Here is a 15,104-nt window from a genome sequence, read left to right as displayed (position 1 = left end):
TCAGTAACAGAACTCCAGCACGTTGGCCTGGCTTTTGTCGGTGGGCGCGGTACGGTTCTGCTGCAGCCAGAACTGGCACTTGGGGCTGTTCAGGTTGCGCGGGTTGCCCTGGGCGGCGTCGGCGGCCTGTTGCAGTTCCTGCTTGTGCAGGATGTCCTTGTAGCGCTCGAACATTTCGGCCTGGGTATCCTGGGCCGCAGCCGGCGCAGGTGGTGCGGCGGGGCGGTACGCGTTGGGTGCTGCAGCCTGGGCCAGGGGTTGTACCTGCTGTGGCCACCATTGCTGGGCCAGCCACAGGCTCACGGCAATGGCCACGGCGCCCAGCCACAGGCCCAAGCCAACGCACAGGATCAACTGCAACGGCTTGAGGGTGATTTTCAGTTCACGGTGGCGGGGCATGGCAGCCTCCTGGCAAGGTGGTCGGGGTGCATTGTCGCATGCGCATGGGCATTTTTCCGCGCAGGTGCTTTTGTCGTCGACAATTTATGCGCAGAATTCGCGGTTTTTGCATCAGCACGGGAGGGGCGCATGAACGCCACCTGGGACATCTTCTGCAGCGTCGTCGACAACTACGGCGACATCGGCGTGACCTGGCGCCTGGCCCGGCAGTTGGTGGCCGAGCATGGCATGGCCGTGCGCCTGTGGGTGGATGACCTCAACGCCTTCGCGCCCATGTGCCCCGGTGCCGATGCCACCGCTGCGCAGCAGTGGCAGCACGGTGTGGATGTACGCCACTGGCCGGCGCAGTGGTTGCCGGTGGTGCCGGCCGATGTGGTGATCGGCGCGTTCGCCTGCCAGCTACCGGCGGCTTATGTCGAAGCCATGCGTGCCCGCCCGCTGCCGCCGCTGTGGCTGAACCTTGAGTACCTTAGCGCCGAGGATTGGGTGGAGGGTTGCCATGGCTTGCCTTCACCGCAGGCCAACGGCCTGCGCAAGGTGTTTTTCTTCCCGGGGTTTACCGAAAGAACCGGTGGCTTGCTGCGCGAGGGCTCGCTGCTGGCGCGGCGTGACGCGTTCCAGCAGTCCGCCGATGCGCGCCAAACCTTCCTGCAAGGGCTTGGCGTAAACCCTGTGCCGGGGGCGTTGCTGGTCTCGCTGTTCGCCTACGAAAACCCACAGTTGGCCAGCTGGCTCGATGCCCTGGCTACAGGTGCGCAACCGTGTCACCTGCTGGTGCCGCAAGGGCGCATCGTCGCAGGGCTCAGCCAGTGGCTTGGCGAGGCGCAACTGCAGGTGGGCGATGTGCGCACGCGTGGGGCGCTGACCGTACAGGTGCTGCCTTTCGTCAGCCAGGACGACTTCGACAGGCTGTTGTGGAGTTGCGACTTCAACGCTGTGCGCGGTGAGGATTCGTTCGTGCGTGCGCAGTGGGCGGGGCAGCCGATGCTGTGGCACATCTATGTGCAGGACGAGAATGCCCATTGGGAAAAGCTCGAAGCGTTTCTGGCGCATTATCGCCGTGGCTTGTCAGGCGATGCCGATGCCGCCTTGCTTGGCCTGTGGCGCGCCTGGAACATGGATTTCGACATGGGCCAGGCCTGGCAGGCGGCCCGCCAGCATTGGCCAGAACTGCAGCAACATGCCCGGCGTTGGGTGGTGAGACAGGCCGCTCAGCCGGACCTTGCCACAGCGCTAGTACACTTTTACCGAAATTCGCTATGATACGCGGCCTCGATTTTTATAAATCCATCCAGATTCGGATACTTCGTAATGAAAACTGGTAAAGAACTGAAACCCGGTACCGTCCTGCGGATCGACAACGACCCGTGGCTGGTTCAAAAAGCTGAGTTCACCAAGTCGGGCCGTAACAGCGCGATCATGAAGACCAAGCTGAAGAACCTGCTGACCGGCTACAAGACCGAAACCGTATACGGTGCGGACGACAAGCTGGACGACGTGATCCTGGATCGCAAAGAAGCGACCCTGTCGTTCATCAGCGGTGACTCGTACACCTTCATGGACACCACCGACTACACCATGTACGAACTGAACGCCGAAGACATCGACGCCGTTCTGCCGTACATCGAAGAAGGCATGGAAGACATCTGCGAAGCCGTGTTCTTCGAAGGCCGCCTGGTATCGGTTGAACTGCCGACCACCATCAGCCGTCAGGTTGTCTACACCGAGAACGCTGCTCGCGGCGACACCTCGGGCAAGGTCATGAAGCCTGCCAAACTGAAGAACGGCACCGAGATCCAGGTTGCCGACTTCATCCAGATCGACGAGTGGATCGACATCGACACTCGCGACAACAGCTTCAAAGGCCGTTCCAAGAAGTAATTCTTCTTGCGAGACGCAAAAAACCCGGCCTTGGCCGGGTTTTTTTATGCCTGGGCCTTACACCGTCACATGCAGGCGTACATCCACATTACCGCGGGTGGCATTGGAGTACGGGCAGACCTTGTGCGCTTTCTCCACCAGCCCTTCGGCATCCGCCTGGGCCAGGCCCGGCAGGTTGATGTGCAGGTCGATGTCCAGGCCGAAACCGCCCGGGATCTGCCCGATACCCACCTTGGCGGTGATCGAGGCATCTGCCGGCAGGGCTTTCTTCTCTTGCCCGGCCACGAATTTCAGGGCGCCGATGAAGCATGCCGAATATCCGGCGGCGAACATCTGTTCAGGGTTGGTGCCGTCACCGCCAGCGCCGCCCAGTTCCTTGGGGGTGCTCAGGCTGACGACCAGCTTGCCGTCGCTGGACTTGGATTTGCCGTCGCGCCCACCGGTGGAGGTAGCTTCTGCGATGTACAGCGGAGTGACCTTTTGCATCTTGAGCCTCGCTAATGTGCTGTGCGCTCCCGTTTGCAGGAGGGCGCGGGTTGGTGTGGGATTTAAGTTAGCGCGCAATTAGTTAGTGCGCAAGATAAATCGTCACCGCTCATCCGAACGGCCACAGCACAGCATAGTCCTCAGAGGTTTTTCTGCAGGCTCTCACGCAGGTCCAGCAGGTCCGCCTGCAGTTGCTGCAATTGCTCCAGGCTGCGCCCGCTGGCCTTGAGGATGCACTGCGGGACCTGTTTGGCCTGCTGTTGCAGGGCGCGGCCCTTGTCGGTCAGATGCACCATCACCACCCGTTCATCCTCGCGGCTGCGATTGCGCTGCAACAGGCCTTCGCTTTCCAGGCGCTTGAGCAGCGGGGTCAGCGACCCTGGGTCGGTCAGCAGATGCTGGCTGATTTCGCCCACGGTCAGGCCGTCACGCTCCCACAACACGAGCATGGCCAGGTATTGCGGGTAGGTCAGGCCCAGCGCCTGCAGCAGCGGTTTGTAGACCTTGGTCATCAGCAACGAGGTGGAGTGCAGGGCGAAGCAGACCTGGTTGTCCAGCAGCAGCTCGTCACAGGATGCGTGGGTGTCGGCGTTCATGCAGGTCCTTCAAGGTAATCAATGGGAAATTCTGGCACGCTGATCATTAGTGCGCGCATTACTCGCGCAGTTCACTGCGTAAAGCCAGGTCCCAGGGTGGAATCGGGCTGAAGCGGCTCTTGAGGAATTCGAGCAGCAAACGGCTGCGAGAGTTCGTTTCGTGTTCCAGGCGTAGCGCGTAAATACCACTGCTCTCGGCTTCCGGCAGGCCGCCCTCGCAAAACAACGGGATCAACTCGCCGCGCAGCAGGTATTCGCTGATGAGCCAGGTGGGCAGGTGGGCTATGCCTAAGCCGGCGAGGGCGCCGAACAACAGGGTTTCGGCGTTGTTGGCGGCCATGCGCATGCGTGCGGGGCGGTACAGGCGGGTTTGCCCGGCCACGCTGAAGCGCCAGGCAAACGGCGGCGCCAGGCCGTCCCAGTCCAGCCCGTCATGCCCTGGCAGTTCGCTGGGGCAGGTGGGTATGCCGCGGCTGGCCAGGTAGGCGGGGCTGGCACAGGCGATACGCACCATGTAGGCCAGCGGCGTGGCGACCAGGCGGGTGTCGGCCAAGGGGCCGGCGCGCAGTACCAGGTCGACCTCGCCCAGGTGGCTGCCATGCAGATCGACGAAGCTGTCGATCAGGCGCAGTTGCACGTCCAGGCCTGGGTAGGCCACCAGGAAGTCGGCAATCGCCGGGGCCAGGTGGCGGCGGCCGAACGCGGCGGGGGCGTCAATGCGGATCAGCCCTTCGGGGGCGTTGCTCAGCGACACCGCTTCGGCTCGGGCCAGGCGCAGTTCCTCGATGATGCGCCTGGCCCGCTCGGCAAATGCATTGCCGGCAGGAGTGGCCCTCACGGCGTGGGTGCTACGAGTGAACAGGCGGCTGCCGACGGCACTTTCAAGGTTGTCGATGCGCCGGGCTACCGCAGAAGGCGTCAGCGGGTGGCGACGAGCGGCGGCAGAAAAGCTGCCGGTTTCCAGCACATCGAGGAACAGGCTCAGTTGGTCGGTCAGGGTATCGGGGCTCATGGCTGCCTTGCTTTTGCGAAAAGCGCACAGCCATTGTGCGCTGCTGTGCGTTTCCCTGCCAGCGCGCAGTCGTTAGCATGCTGGCATTATTGGCACTGGCGGGCGAGGCCCTGATGATCGAGTGGTTGTTGTATATCGTGCTGGGTGCAGCCCTGGGCACCATGGGTGGCTTGTTCGGCATTGGTGGCGGGCTGATTGCGATTCCGGCACTTGGCGTGCTGTTTGGCCTGGACCAGCAGCTGGCACAGGGGACGGCGCTGGTGATGGTGGTGCCGAACGTGCTGCTGGCGCTGTGGCGTTATCACCAGCGCAACCGCATCGAGTTGCGCCATGCCGTGCCGCTGTCGGCGTGCAGCTTCTTGTTCGCGTGGCTGGGGTCGATCTGGGCGGTTGGGCTGGATGCGCATTCCATGCGCCTGGGCTTTGTCGGCTTTCTGGTGGCGCTGGCGGTGTGGAACGTGGCGCGGATGTTCATGAAGGTGTCGCCGCCGAGTGCCGAACTGCGTTATGCCTGGCCATGGCTGGGCGTGCTGGGCAGCTTTGCCGGCACCATGGGCGGCTTGTTCGGCGTGGGCGGGGCGGTAGTGGCCACGCCGATCCTGACCAGTGTGTTCGGTACCACCCAGGTGGTGGCGCAAGGGCTGTCGCTAGCACTTGCCGCGCCGAGTACCTTGGTGACTTTGGTGACCTATGGCGTGCACCACAGCGTTGACTGGGGAGTGGGGATCCCGTTGGCGGTGGGTGGCTTGCTCAGTATCAGTTGGGGGGTGAAGTTGGCCCATGCGCTGCCGGAGAAGGTATTGCGGGCGATGTTCTGTGTGTTTCTGGTTGTGTGTGCGGTGATGCTGGGGTTTGAGCTTTGAGATTTTGCGGCCCATTCGCAGCAGCCCCAAATTACTTGAACCCTTCGACGATGTAGTCCGCCATGCAATCGGTAATAGGCGAAGGGTGCTGAGTACCGCGCACCAGCATTACATTGGCCACTGGCAGCTGCGGTAGCCCATCCTGTTCACCCAGTATGCGAATGTTTCCGCCAATCAGGCTTTGCAACTGCGCCGTCACGGCCAAGCCGGCCGTGACTATGGCAAAGATCGCCGCCAAGCTGGGGCTTGTGTAGGCAATGCGGTAATCAATGCCCTGGGCTTCCAGGGCATTGCAGGTCCAGGCCCGGCAGAAACAGTCGGTGTTGAACAGCGCCACCGGCATCGGCCGCTGTTCCTGTGGGCAAAAGCCTTCGGCGGCAGCCCACACCAGGCGTTCCTGACGCAGCAGTTGGCCAACCTCGTTGCCCGGCTCGCGGGTGACGATGGTCAGGTCCAGGTCCTGGCGCAGCATCAGCTGCTTGGAGGAGTCGCAGTGCACCTCCACCTGCACCAGCGGGTAGGCCTGGGCAAAGCTCGAAAGAATGGTCGGCAGGAAACGCATGGCGTAGTCGTCTGGTGTGCCGATGCGCACCAGCCCGACCATGTGCGGCATGCGCAAGGTGTTGAACACTTCGCCGTGCAGCTTGAGGATGCGCCGGGCATAGCCCAGTAGCACCTGGCCTTCGGCGGTCAGCCTTACCTGGCGGCCATCGCGCTCGAACAGTTGGCGCTGCAGGATGTCTTCTTCCAGGCGTTTCATCTGCATGCTTACCGCCGACTGGGTGCGGTTGACCACCTCACCGGCGCGGGTGAAGCCGCCTTGCTCGGCGATGGCGACGAAGGTGCGCAGCACGTCCGCATCGAGGCTCTGGTACTGGGACATTGCATCAATCTCCGAGATGCATCGCATCAGAAACATTCGTTGGATTGATCTTAAGCCCGGCGTGAAACTGAGGCCATCCAACACGGAGGGCTTCACGATGAAAGGTCATGTCAGCAGCATCCAGCAACCTGCCTTTTCCCTGAACCACCTGTGGCATGCGGCCCTGCAGCGCCCGGCGCGCTGGCTGCAGCTGTACCGCCAGCGGCAGGAACTGGCCCGCCTCAGTGATGCAACCTTGCATGACCTGGGGTTGAGCTGGGCGGATATCCAGCAAGAGGCCGAGCGGCATTTCTGGGATGATCCGCTGCGTAAATAGGCTAAGTTTGTCGTTGGGCTTACCGGCCTCTTCGCGGGTTTACCCGCGAAGAGGCCAGAGCAGGCAATACAAGGAGACCAGGCTTGTCCCTCAAGCTGTCCATCAACCAGGCCCGCCGCCTGGCACTGTCTGCCCAAGGCTTCGGCAAACACCCGGAAGCACCGCCAACCCTGCCCGCAGTGAAGCGCATGCTGCAACGCCTGGGCGTGCTGCAGATCGACTCGGTCAACGCTCTGGTTCGCTCCCACTACCTGCCGCTTTTCTCCCGGCTGGGCGACTATTCGCCTGCCACCCTCGACCAGCTTGCCTGGGGCCGGGGCCGCCAGCGCCAGTTGTTCGAATACTGGGGGCACGAAGCCTCGCTGCTGCCATTGAGCCTGTACCCGCTGCTGCGCTGGCGCATGGCCCATGCTGCCGATGGTCGCGGTATCTACCGCCAGCTCGCGCAGTTTGGCCGCGAGCGCCAGGACGTGATCGCCCGGGTACTGGCTGCTGTTCGTGAACAGGGCGCACTGGGCGCGGGCAGCCTGTCCACCCGCGAGGAACGCGCCGGACCCTGGTGGGACTGGAGCGAGGAAAAGCACGCGTTGGAGTGGCTGTTCGCCGCAGGCGAAGTGACTGTGGCGGGCCGCCGTGGTTTTGAGCGGCTTTACGATGTACCGGAAAAGGTTTTGCCCAAGGCGATCCTCGACCAGACACTACCCCGCGAGGCCGAGGCGCATCAGGGCTTGATGCTTCACGCCGCCGCTGCCCTGGGTGTTGGCACTGAACGTGACCTGCGCGACTACTTTCGCCTGGAGCCGGCGCAGGGCAAGGCGGCGCTGGCCGAGCTGCTGGCCGACGGTCGCTTGCAAGCGGTCGCGGTGCAGGGGTGGAAGCAACCCGGCTATTGCGCTGGTATGCCGCGCATTCCCCGGCGCATCGAAGCCAGCGCGCTACTGTCGCCGTTCGATTCGCTGGTCTGGGAGCGCAACCGTACCGAGCGCTTGTTCGACTTCCGCTACCGCCTGGAAATCTACACCCCGGCGCACAAACGGGTGTATGGCTACTACGTGCTGCCGTTTCTGTACCGCGAACGGATCGTCGCGCGGGTAGACCTGCGTGCCGAACGCACCCAAGGGCAACTGGCAGTGCACGCCGTGCATGCAGAAACACCTGGGCTAGACGAGGAGAGGTATGACGCGCTGGCGGGCCATTTGTTGCGACTGGCCAACTGGTTGGGTCTGGAGAGGGTGCAACTGAACTGCCCGCGCATAGAGGGCAGCCAGCTGCGCCGGGCGCTTAGCGCCGCACCTGTTTGAGCGTTTCGGCAATCAAAAACGCCAACTCCAGCGACTGATCGGCATTCATCCGCGGGTCGCAATGGGTGTGGTACCGATCAGACAACGCGTCCTCGGTGATCGGCCGTGCACCGCCGATGCATTCAGTGACGTTCTGCCCGGTCATCTCGATATGGATGCCGCCGGCATGGCTGCCCTCGGCCTGATGCACCTGGAAGAACTGCTTCACCTCATCCAGAATTTGCGCAAAATCGCGGGTCTTGTAGCCGCTGCTGGCCTTGATGGTGTTGCCGTGCATCGGGTCCGAGCTCCACAACACCTTGCGCCCCTCGCGCTCGACAGTGCGGATCAGCCCCGGCAGGTGGTCGCCGACCTTGTTCGCGCCCATGCGCACGATCAGGTTCAGGCGCCCAGGGTCGTTGGCTGGGTTGAGCGTGTCGATCAGGCGGATCAGCTCTTCTGGGTTCATGCTTGGGCCAACCTTGACCCCGATCGGGTTGTGCACGCCGCGCAGAAATTCCACATGGGCGCCGTCGAGCTGGCGAGTGCGGTCGCCGATCCACAACATGTGCGCCGAGCAGTCGTAGTAGTCACCCGTCAGGCTGTCCTGACGCACGAAGGCTTCTTCATAGTTCAGCAACAATGCTTCGTGGGCCGTGAAGAAGCTGGTTTCGCGCAGCTGCGACGCACTGTCCAGGCCACAGGCGCGCATGAAAGCCAGGGTTTCATCGATGCGGTTGGCCAGCTGGTGGTACTTGTCGGCCAGCGCCGAGTTGGCGATGAAGTCGAGGTTCCACTTGTGCACCTGGTGCAGGTCGGCAAACCCGCCCTGGGCGAAAGCGCGCAGCAGGTTGAGGCTGGCGGTGGCCTGGTGATAGGCCTGCAGCAGGCGCTCCGGGTCGGGGATGCGGCTTTTGGCGTCAAAGCCGATGCCATTGACGATATCGCCTCGGTAGGCGGGTAGGGTGATGTCGCCGATGGTTTCATCGCCCGATGAGCGCGGTTTGGCAAACTGCCCGGCCATACGCCCCACCTTGACCACCGGGCAGCCAGCGGCAAAGGTCATGACAATGGCCATTTGCAGCAGCACCTTGAAGGTGTCGCGGATTTTCGCCGCCGAGAACTCGGCGAAGCTCTCGGCGCAATCGCCACCCTGCAGCAGGAACGCACGGCCTTCGGTCACCTCGGCAAACTGCCTGCGCAGCTCGCGTGCCTCGCCCGCGAACACCAGCGGCGGGTAGCTGGCCAAGGTCTGTTCAACCTTCAGCAGGTGCGTGGCATCGGGGTAGGTCGGTTGCTGCTGGATCGGCAGGGCGCGCCAGCTGTCAGGGCTCCACGGTTGGTTCATCTCGGGCTCGGTCTTGTCGGTTGTAGGCTTCAGGCCATGGTAACAGTTGGCGCTGCGCTTGTTGCATCAAGGGTGTTGGCGGACAATGCGCGTTTTTGCGCGGGTGGGTGGTGAGCATGACGGCGGAACGGCAAGAGCGGCTGCTGGCACGGGTGGAGGATGCCTTTGGCGTCATCAGCGTGTACGAAGTGGACGACTACCGCTTTCTGGAATTCGGCGATGCCATCGAGCAAAGCTGCGTGTTCACGGCCGACCCCAGCTGGCTGGAGTACGACTACACCCGTGCCATGCTGGTGGGCGCGCTGTGCCATGAGCAGCCGGAGAGCGCGTTGTTTCTCGGCCTGGGTGCTGGCACGCTGACCCAGGCGTGCATGAAGTTTCTGCCGCTTGACGACATCGAGGCCATCGAGTTGCGCGCAGATGTGCCGCGCCTGGCCATGGAGTACATGGGGCTGGATGACGACCCTCGCTTGTATGTGCGCATCGGTGATGCCATCGAGTTGCTGCCCACGGCGGAGAAAGCCGACCTGTTGTTCGTCGACTTGTACACCGACCATGGGCCGGGGGTGGGGCACCTGGCGTGGAATTTCCTGGAGAACTGCCAGCAGCAGCTGAACCCGGGCGGTTGGCTGGTGATCAACCAGTGGGCCACCGACGACGGCAAGCCGCTGGGCGCGGCGTTGCTGCGTGGGTTGTACCACCGGCACTACTGGGAGTTGCCGGTGAAGGAGGGCAACGTGATCTTGCTGGTGCCGGCGGACCTGGAGCAGGCGCTGGACCTGGAGGGGTTGCGGGCCCGGGCCGAGGCGCTGGCGCCGCGACTGGGTTATAGCCTGGAGGGGTTGATTCGCGAGATTCGGCCAGCTACTTGAATGCCTGACGCGGCCAGTGTAGGAGCGGCCTTGCGTCGCGAAAGGGGTGCGAAGCGCCCCCAGGATCTCAGCTTCGCCGCGTACATTGCAGGGGCCGCTTTGCGGCCCTATCGCGACGCAAGGCCGCTCCTACACTGACCGCGTCAGGGGGCAGGGCATTATCGATTCAGCGAGGAGTAATTGATGGCCCGACAGTGGCCCTGCACCCTGAAAAAATTCCTCACGTCCCCCACTATTTCGGGTATAGTACGCGCCGGTCTTTTAGCGGACCTCAAAATCAGGTGGTGCAAATCCTCCGAGTCCAGCTTCGGCTGCACGTCCGCTAGGCGGACCTTCCCAAGTTTTCTTTTTCAATCGTTTTCGCAAATCCCCGCCGCCAAAGCTGCCTGGGTGACCTGACGGTCTTTCAAGGCATGTGCAGCTTTGGAGCATGGGTCTTTGCGGATGCACCTAGAGGCAGACCCATGACCCAGGAAACCGGCGGCTTCGCCGCTCTCGATCTTAATCCGAACATTGTTGCTGCCGTTGTGGCTACCGGCTACGAAGAGCCGTCCGCCATTCAGCAACAATCGATCCCGATCATCCTCGCCGGTCACGACATGATCGGCCAGGCGCAGACTGGCACCGGCAAAACCGCTGCCTTCGCCCTGCCGATCCTCAACAAGATCGATGTGAGCAAGCGCGAACCGCAAGCCCTGATCCTGGCGCCAACCCGTGAGTTGGCGCTGCAAGTTGCTACCGCTTTCGAAACCTACGCCAAGCAGATGCCGGGCGTTAACGTTGTCGCCGTCTACGGTGGTGCCCCGATGGGCCCACAGCTGCGCGCAATCCGTAATGGCGCGCAAATCGTCGTGGCCACCCCGGGCCGTCTGTGCGACCACCTGCGTCGTGACGAAAAAGTCCTGTCGACCGTACAGTACCTGGTACTGGACGAAGCCGACGAGATGCTGAAGCTGGGCTTCATGGATGACCTCGAAGTGATCTTCGACGCAATCCCGGCTACCCGTCAGACCGTCCTGTTCTCCGCTACCCTGCCGTCGTCGATCCGTTCGATCGCCGAGCGTCACCTGCGCGAACCCAAGCACGTCAAGATCCAGACCAAGACCCAGACCGTTACCGCGATCGAGCAGGCCCACCTGATGGTCCACGCCGACCAGAAGATCCCGGCTGTGCTGCGTCTGCTGGAAGTGGAAGAGTTCGACGCACTGATCGCCTTCGTGCGCACCAAGCAAGCCACCCTGGACCTGGCCGCCGCGCTGGAAGCCAAGGGCTACAAGGCTGCCGCGCTGAACGGCGACATCGCCCAGAACCAGCGTGAGCGCGTGATCGACTCGCTCAAGGATGGCCGCTTGGACATCGTCGTCGCTACCGACGTCGCTGCCCGTGGTCTGGACGTACCGCGCATCACTCACGTGTTCAACGTTGATATGCCGTACGACCCGGAGTCCTACGTTCACCGTATCGGCCGTACCGGCCGTGCCGGTCGCGATGGCCGCGCACTGCTGCTGGTCACCCCGCGTGAGCGCCGCATGCTGCAGGTGATCGAGCGTGTAACCGGGCAGAAGGTTGCCGAAGCGCGCCTGCCGAACGCTCAGGCCGTGCTCGATGCCCGCATCAAGAAGCTGACGTCGAGCCTGGCGCCGCTGGTGGCCGAAGCTGAAGCCACCCACGGCGAGCTGTTCGACCGCCTGACCAGCGACCTGGGTTGCAGTGCGCGTGCCCTGGCTTCGGCCTTGCTGCGCAAAGCCACCAATGGCCAGGCGCTGGACCTGGCTGCGGTAGAGCGTGAGCAGCCGCTGGTGCCGGGCGTTGGTGCCCCGCGTGGCGAGCGTAGCGAGCGTCCTGACCGTGGCGAGCGCCCTGACCGTGGTGACCGCGAGCGCCGCGCGCCGCTGCCGCTGGCCGAAGGCCGTGTACGTTGCCGTACCGCCCTGGGTGCCCGTGACGGTATCGCTGCCAAGAACCTGTTGGGCGCGATCCTCAACGAGGGTGGCCTGGCGCGTGACGCCATTGGCCGTATCCAGGTACGCGACAGCTTCAGCCTGGTCGAGCTGCCGGAAGACGGCCTGGAGAAGCTGCTGTCCAAGCTCAAGGACACCCGCGTGGCTGGCAAGCAGCTGAAGCTGCGTCGCTACCGCGAGGATTGATCCTTGCGCAATGAAAAATCCCCGGCCTAGGCTGGGGATTTTTTTTGCCTGTGGGATTTTACGGCGCAAAGCGCGCCCTGCGCTCTTCAGTCGAACCGATAAATGTCCATCCCCAGCGCCCCCAGGGTAAACCCTTGGTGTACCACCCCAAACTTGCCCCCAGCCCCGAGGGCAAAGAACAGCGGCAGGAAATGCTCATCACTGGGATGGTTGCGCACCGCATAGGGCGCCTGCTTGCGGTAATCCAGCAAAGATGTCTGGTCATCTTCCAGCAGTCTGTCCACCACCCAATCCCTGAATGCCAGCGCCCAGGGCTCGATCACGTCCGGCCCGGCATGCCAGTCCAGTTCCCCAAGGTTATGGGTGATACTGCCCGACCCCATCAGCAAAATGCCCTCGTCGCGCAAACCCGCCAACGCCTGCCCCACCTTGACCTGCAACGCCGGGCCCATCTGGCTGGGCAGTGAAACCTGCACCACTGGAATGCTCGCATCAGGGTACATCAGTGACAACGGTACCCAGGCGCCGTGGTCGAACGGCCGCTGCGCGTCCAGCCGCGCGGGTAGACCCGCCGCTTTCAACAACTCACTGACCTGGCCGGCAAGGGCAGGTTCGCCCGGCGCCGGGTATTGCACCGCATACAAGGCCGGTGGGAAGCCGTAGAAGTCATGCCAGGTTTCTGGTTGTGCGCTGCCAGTAACCAGCAGCTCGCGGCTTTCCCAGTGCGCCGACACCACCACGACCGCTTTTGGCCGTGGCAGCACATTGGCCAACCCGGCTAGCGCCGGCCCGCTGGCGCCGGGTTGCAGCGCGAGCATGGGGGAACCATGGGAAATGAACAGGCTGGGCAGCATGGCAAGGTCCTGAAGGTTAAGATGCAATCATCTTCGATCAAATAAACATCGAAATCCAAACCAAGTTTTACCGGAAAACCATCTAAAAATCGGGAGTGATCATGGAGCCAGCGTTCTGGCAAAAGCGGTGGGCCGATAACCAGATTGGCTTTCATCAGGCGCAGGTGAACCCCTACCTGCAGAAGTATTGGCCACAGTTGCAGCTGGCGCCGGCCAGTCGTGTGCTGGTGCCGCTGTGCGGCAAGAGCCTGGACCTGGCCTGGTTGGCTGGGCAGGGGTACCGCGTGCTTGGTGTGGAGCTGTCTCGGCAGGCGGTGGAGGGCTTCTTCCGTGAACATGGGCTTGATGCCGACGTTTTGCAGCATGGGGCTTTCGAGGTTTGGCGCAGTGGCGAAATCGAGCTGTGGTGTGGCGATTTCTTTACGCTGCAGGCGGAGGATATCGCCGACTGCGTGGGCCTTTATGATCGGGCGGCGCTAATCGCATTGCCGCCGCAGATGCGCGCGGCGTACATGCGGTTGCTGTCGGCGTGGCTGCCTGCGGGCTGCAGGGGGTTGCTGGTGACCCTGGATTATGACCAGTCGCTGCTGGGCGGCCCGCCGTTTTCAGTAGGGGATAAAGAAGTGCTGCAGGGGTTTGCGGGGTGGCAGATGGATGAGCTGGAGGTGGTGGAGCTTATTCAGGAGAGCCCGAAGTTTTTGCAGGCCGGGGCTTGCAGCCTGTTGGAGCGGGTGTACCGGGTCAAGCGCTGACCGGCGCATGCAAAAAGGGCGACCGAAGTCGCCCTTTTTGCATTGCCAGGTGGATCAACCGCGACGGCGCAGGGCCTCGATACGGTCTTCCAGCGGCGGGTGGCTCATCAGCAGCCCGGCCAGGCCGTGCTTGAGGCCGCCATTGATGCCGAAGGCCTTCATGGTGTCGGGCATGTGCACGGGCAGGCCTTGTTCCACGCGCAGGCGCTGCAAGGCACCGATCATGGCCGAGGTGCCGGCCAGCTGCGCACCGGCTTCGTCGGCGCGGTATTCGCGGCGGCGCGAGAACCACATCACGATCATGCTGGCCAGGATGCCCAGGATCAGCTCGGCAACGATGGTCGCCACATAGTAGGCAATGCCCTGGCCCTCTTCGTTCTTGAAGATGACCTTGTCGACGAAGTTGCCGATGATGCGTGCAAAGAACATCACGAAGGTGTTCACCACACCCTGCACCAGCGCCAGGGTGACCATGTCGCCGTTGGCGACGTGGCCGATTTCGTGGGCCAGTACCGCACGCACTTCATCGGGCGAGAAGCGCTCCAGCAGGCCCTGGGACACGGCTACCAGCGCGTCGTTGCGGTTCCAGCCGGTGGCGAAGGCGTTGGCCTCGTAGGCCGGGAAAATACCCACTTCGGGCATTTTGATGCCCGCCTCACGGGACAGCTCTTCGACCGTTTGCAGCAGCCACTGTTCGTGACGGGTGCGCGGTTGGCTGATGATCTGGGTGCCGGTGCTCATCTTCGCCATCCACTTGGAGATGAACAGCGAGACGAGGGAGCCGGCAAAGCCGAACACGGCGCAGAACACCAGCAGGCTGCTGAGGTTCAGGTCGACCCCGTTGGCGGCCATGAACCCGTTGAAACCGAACAGGCTCAGGGTAATGCTTGCAACCAGCACCACCGCAAGGTTGGTGGCTACAAACAACAGAATGCGCATCATGGTTGTTACGTTCTCCTGACGGATGAGTTGTCGCTTACTGCGGGGTATATAAGGGGCCTGCCGTGCCGATTCAATCGGGCGACTATTTCAAACTGTGTACGGCGGAGTATGGCAGAGGATGGCGCGGGGGCTGTGGGATAGAGCGTTGCAGGATGTAAGAAGCGAGGTATGCCTTGAGGTTTGTGGCGCTTGTGAGATCGAGCGCCGCCCGCGCGGCGCATCGCGAGCTGCGCTCGCTCCTACGTTTGTTTTTGGCCAGTAACGCCTGTGACAGGCGCGCGCGACCGCCTTGTTTGTACGACGCGATATCGCGCCATGCGCCAAGGCGTTCGCGCGCAAATCCCACAGGCATAATTGGCCCGAAACATCGCCTGTGACAGGCGCGCGCGACCGCCTTGTTTGAACCACGCGATATCGTGCCATGCGCCAAGGCGTTCGCGCGCAAATCCCACAGGCATAATTGGCCCGAAACA

17 protein-coding genes are annotated in these 15,104 nt (G+C 62.8%); 8 read left to right on the top strand and 9 right to left on the bottom strand.

Translation table 11 applies throughout. From position 1 onward, the window contains the following. A complete protein-coding gene (locus DM807_RS25115; protein ID WP_179028107.1) occupies positions 1–399 on the bottom strand; it encodes a hypothetical protein in 399 nt (132 codons plus the stop codon). A 129-nt stretch (positions 400–528) separates the two neighbouring features. On the opposite strand from DM807_RS25115, the gene earP reads away from it, so the two are divergent. Together earP and efp are read left to right on the top strand one after the other, a co-directional pair. After that, positions 529–1,662 carry an elongation factor P maturation arginine rhamnosyltransferase EarP gene (gene earP, locus DM807_RS25110; RefSeq protein ID WP_012271108.1) on the top strand — a complete coding sequence of 378 codons (1,134 nt, stop codon included), beginning with the start codon at positions 529–531 and terminating at the stop codon, positions 1,660–1,662. A 48-nt stretch (positions 1,663–1,710) separates the two neighbouring features. Further along, positions 1,711–2,280, top strand: coding sequence for an elongation factor P (gene efp, locus DM807_RS25105; RefSeq protein ID WP_012271109.1), 570 nt, complete (start codon positions 1,711–1,713; stop codon positions 2,278–2,280). 57 nt (positions 2,281–2,337) lie between these two features. On the opposite strand, the gene DM807_RS25100 is transcribed toward efp, so the two are convergent. From DM807_RS25100 to DM807_RS25090, 3 genes are all read right to left on the bottom strand, one after another. Beyond that, positions 2,338–2,766 (bottom strand): organic hydroperoxide resistance protein, encoded by a 429-nt coding sequence (locus DM807_RS25100; protein WP_012271110.1) that lies wholly within the window; start codon positions 2,764–2,766, stop codon positions 2,338–2,340. Positions 2,767–2,906: 140 nt separating this feature from the next. Continuing rightward, on the bottom strand, positions 2,907–3,362 hold the full coding sequence (locus tag DM807_RS25095; RefSeq protein ID WP_012271111.1) for a MarR family winged helix-turn-helix transcriptional regulator: 456 nt from the start codon (positions 3,360–3,362) through the stop codon (positions 2,907–2,909). Between the two features lie 58 nt (positions 3,363–3,420). Continuing rightward, complete coding sequence (locus tag DM807_RS25090; RefSeq protein WP_012271112.1) at positions 3,421–4,374, bottom strand: LysR family transcriptional regulator; 954 nt, start codon at positions 4,372–4,374, stop codon at positions 3,421–3,423. Positions 4,375–4,487: 113 nt separating this feature from the next. On the opposite strand from DM807_RS25090, the gene DM807_RS25085 reads away from it, so the two are divergent. Next, positions 4,488–5,237: a sulfite exporter TauE/SafE family protein gene (locus DM807_RS25085; RefSeq protein WP_041166652.1), complete on the top strand. Its 750-nt coding sequence runs from the start codon at positions 4,488–4,490 to the stop codon at positions 5,235–5,237. A 31-nt stretch (positions 5,238–5,268) separates the two neighbouring features. Here DM807_RS25085 and DM807_RS25080 read toward each other — a convergent pair whose 3' ends face one another. Continuing rightward, positions 5,269–6,120, bottom strand: a complete 852-nt coding sequence (locus tag DM807_RS25080; RefSeq protein WP_012271114.1) for a LysR substrate-binding domain-containing protein — start codon at positions 6,118–6,120, stop codon at positions 5,269–5,271. A gap of 97 nt (positions 6,121–6,217) precedes the next feature. On the opposite strand from DM807_RS25080, the gene DM807_RS25075 reads away from it, so the two are divergent. After that, the gene (locus DM807_RS25075; RefSeq protein ID WP_179028106.1) at positions 6,218–6,436 is read left to right on the top strand and encodes a DUF1127 domain-containing protein; all 219 of its coding nucleotides are present in this window, start codon (positions 6,218–6,220) and stop codon (positions 6,434–6,436) included. A gap of 83 nt (positions 6,437–6,519) precedes the next feature. Further along, on the top strand, positions 6,520–7,737 hold the full coding sequence (locus DM807_RS25070; RefSeq protein ID WP_179028105.1) for a winged helix-turn-helix domain-containing protein: 1,218 nt from the start codon (positions 6,520–6,522) through the stop codon (positions 7,735–7,737). On the opposite strand, the gene DM807_RS25065 is transcribed toward DM807_RS25070, so the two are convergent. Beyond that, entirely contained in the window at positions 7,718–9,064 is a 1,347-nt protein-coding gene (locus DM807_RS25065; RefSeq protein ID WP_179028104.1) for a class II 3-deoxy-7-phosphoheptulonate synthase, read from the bottom strand. The genes DM807_RS25070 and DM807_RS25065 overlap by 20 nt on opposite strands. Before the next feature lie 116 nt (positions 9,065–9,180). Here DM807_RS25065 and DM807_RS25060 point away from each other — a divergent pair, with 116 nt between their 5' ends. Next, positions 9,181–9,936, top strand: coding sequence for a spermidine synthase (locus tag DM807_RS25060; RefSeq protein ID WP_012271118.1), 756 nt, complete (start codon positions 9,181–9,183; stop codon positions 9,934–9,936). 464 nt (positions 9,937–10,400) lie between these two features. Next, positions 10,401–12,083 (top strand): DEAD/DEAH box helicase, encoded by a 1,683-nt coding sequence (locus DM807_RS25055; RefSeq protein WP_012271119.1) that lies wholly within the window; start codon positions 10,401–10,403, stop codon positions 12,081–12,083. Between the two features lie 86 nt (positions 12,084–12,169). On the opposite strand, the gene DM807_RS25050 is transcribed toward DM807_RS25055, so the two are convergent. After that, positions 12,170–12,937 (bottom strand): DODA-type extradiol aromatic ring-opening family dioxygenase, encoded by a 768-nt coding sequence (locus DM807_RS25050; RefSeq protein ID WP_179028103.1) that lies wholly within the window; start codon positions 12,935–12,937, stop codon positions 12,170–12,172. A 101-nt stretch (positions 12,938–13,038) separates the two neighbouring features. Between DM807_RS25050 and DM807_RS25045 the strand changes: the two genes are divergently transcribed. After that, a complete protein-coding gene (locus DM807_RS25045; protein WP_060494489.1) occupies positions 13,039–13,689 on the top strand; it encodes a thiopurine S-methyltransferase in 651 nt (216 codons plus the stop codon). Positions 13,690–13,743: 54 nt separating this feature from the next. On the opposite strand, the gene htpX is transcribed toward DM807_RS25045, so the two are convergent. Continuing rightward, entirely contained in the window at positions 13,744–14,631 is an 888-nt protein-coding gene (gene htpX, locus DM807_RS25040; RefSeq protein WP_012271122.1) for a protease HtpX, read from the bottom strand. Positions 14,632–14,713: 82 nt separating this feature from the next. Next, a partial coding sequence (locus tag DM807_RS27600) for a hypothetical protein (RefSeq protein ID WP_218648048.1) occupies positions 14,714–15,104 on the bottom strand: 391 nt, incomplete at its 5' end.

It is taken from the genome of Pseudomonas hunanensis, from assembly GCF_013393325.1.
Taxonomy (GTDB): Bacteria; Pseudomonadota; Gammaproteobacteria; order Pseudomonadales; family Pseudomonadaceae; genus Aquipseudomonas; species Aquipseudomonas putida_P.
Note: the sequence above shows the minus strand (reverse complement) of the source record. Positions and strands in the feature narration are given on the sequence as shown.